The 2,293-nt window shown below is 35.6% G+C and carries 2 protein-coding genes; one reads left to right on the top strand and one right to left on the bottom strand.

The window, feature by feature from the left end; all coding sequences use genetic code 11:
- The coding region (locus tag AACU59_RS05220; RefSeq protein ID WP_161437777.1) for a P-loop ATPase, Sll1717 family at positions 1–1,388 on the top strand (1,388 nt) is incomplete at its 5' end.
- A gap of 313 nt (positions 1,389–1,701) precedes the next feature.
- Here the strand turns inward: AACU59_RS05220 and AACU59_RS05215 are convergent.
- Entirely contained in the window at positions 1,702–2,265 is a 564-nt protein-coding gene (locus tag AACU59_RS05215; protein ID WP_161437776.1) for a hypothetical protein, read from the bottom strand.
- Positions 2,266–2,293 lie beyond the last annotated feature (28 nt).

The raw sequence follows: 2,293 nt of genomic DNA, 5'->3' as shown, positions 1-2,293 counted from the left end.
ATTCCTATTATATTGATCATGAAGATTTTGATGATTTTTATGATCAAGATAATAAGTTATGTGTTGCAAGTGCTCGAAAAGGAATGGGGAAATCTGCTCTTTTATCTAAATTAGATTATGAATTGAGGCATAATGATGAATACGATAATCCGATAGTTGTAAGGGTTACAGGTAATGAATTACTTGGTTTAGGTGACTTTCGTGGTCAAGATCAAGCATATCTTGAAAACTACTGGAAGCGTATTATATGCAGAAAAGTTATCATTGAAATTGGAAATACTATTGGCTTTGCAGCTTCAAGTAACTCAATTTCAATGGTAGAGGTTGCAGAGCTTGATGGTTTAAAAAATAAGAACTTTATTGGCGGCATATTATCTCGAATCAAAGGTAAGATTCCTGTTATTAATACAGAGATGAAAGATAACATTCCAGAAAACTTAGAGTCTGTGTTATCTAATTATCAAAACAAGCATAAAGATTCATCGGTATGGTTGCTTATTGATGATATTGACGCTAAATATGTTGATACTGAAGAGTATCAAGCAAGAGTAGGGTCGTTTTTCAGTGCAGTTCGCTCTTTAGCTTTCGATATGAAAAAATTGAATATTAGAGCTACTGTTAGATCTGATGTTTGGCAAAACCTTAGGCACCTTGAAGACTTAGATAAATGGGAACAGTATATTATTGAAATAGTGTGGACTAATAGACACTTGAGAGATATGTTGTCCAACAAAATATTATCTTATGTAAAGCGGGAACATCCAAATAGTCCAGAAGCTAAATATAAGTATACAAGAGACTACAATAAGCTATTTCAATTAGTATTTGAGCACCCTATTAGTTGGATGAACAATGAAGAAGCATCAATATTCGACGCAATTTCATCTTTCTCTAATAAACGTCCGCGCTGGATGGGACAATTGTGTAGAATGTCAGCGAAACAAGCTAAAAGGGCGAACTCACAAGGAAAGAGGGTATACCTTAATCATATAGATGAAATAATGAGTGAATTTGGTAAAAACCGAAAAAGTGACTTGATTAAAGAACATAAACACCAATTTGAAGAACTTAATAATTTAATTGATTGTTTTAGAGCAAAGCAAAAAGAGTATACGTTTCACGAGTTGGTTGATTTGTTTGAAACGAACTTTATTCGTGGTCGAGAAATAAGTGATATTCCTATTATTGATGGTGTTAAATATAAAGATGCAGAAGATCTTGGCGCTTTCGTATATAAGCTGGGTTTAATCTCAAAAAAAAGTGATTGTGGTAGATATTTTACTCATTATTGTGATGATCCAGACCTGTTCAGAACTAACCAAAATAGAGAAGGTAAAATTACATGGTCTGTACACATTGCATATAGGAAGTACCTGAATATACGTTGATTTTTGCTAACAAGCATTTATGGTTTCATCATGATTTTATCTAATGATAATGAGTTGATAAAATCTAATTTTTCAACTCATTCTGTCCAGAACCTTTCTGGCGGGCACTTTTATTTCAGAAATGCCCCATTATCAGACAGAGTAAATACTCATTCATATCCTATTTATTGGGTTTACTCATCCCAGCCTGTGACAATTCTCACAAATTTAGCCACTATTAAAGTATGTGGCTTGCGCCCTCCGCACCAACGCCCCGCGCTCGCAGAGCGGCGCCAAGCGTGGGAGCGAAGTGCGGAGCGACTAAAGCCAAAAATTAAGAAAACTCCCACAATTCGAAATCAACCATAAAACCACATTCTTTAAGGTAGCTTTGACCAATAAGTTGAGGGTGGTAGCTTAAATCAGTGAGGGATTCGTTAGTGGAGGCAATTACTCCACCCATAAATTCGGGTTGATTTTTAACAACACTAATAGTTGTAAATAAGGCCGCATCGATGATTTCACCACTAGGTGCAGTCAGCCAAGCATGAAGATTTACCGATGGGTTAAAATCAGTATCTTCCTTGCCCATGTAACTTTTCAGCGTATCAAGGTCAGTGTGAAACACTGGCTTACCTTCGAGTAAGACATAACCAAGCGTATAATAAAAAGTGACACCTAAGTGCTTCTCAAGTTCATTCTTCAACAGTGATGTCACCCAAAAGCATTTTTGAGAGACTTCTTCTGGACTAAATTGCCCTAGGTGTTGTTGGATAATCGAATAAATACTAGAGCGAGTATCTTGATCTAAAAGAGGAGAATCTAAGGTGATGGAGCCTGTTTCCAAGCCTAAAGATTTTGTGGTGTCGAATGCTTCAATGAATTGATTTTTATACATTAAAACTTACCATGTGAAATTATTGGAA

Source organism: Vibrio sp. V23_P3S9T160, assembly GCF_963886625.1.
GTDB classification, from domain to species: domain Bacteria; phylum Pseudomonadota; class Gammaproteobacteria; order Enterobacterales; family Vibrionaceae; genus Vibrio; species Vibrio anguillarum.
The sequence above is the reverse complement of the archived record's forward strand: the minus strand, read 5'-3'. Positions and strand labels throughout refer to the sequence as shown.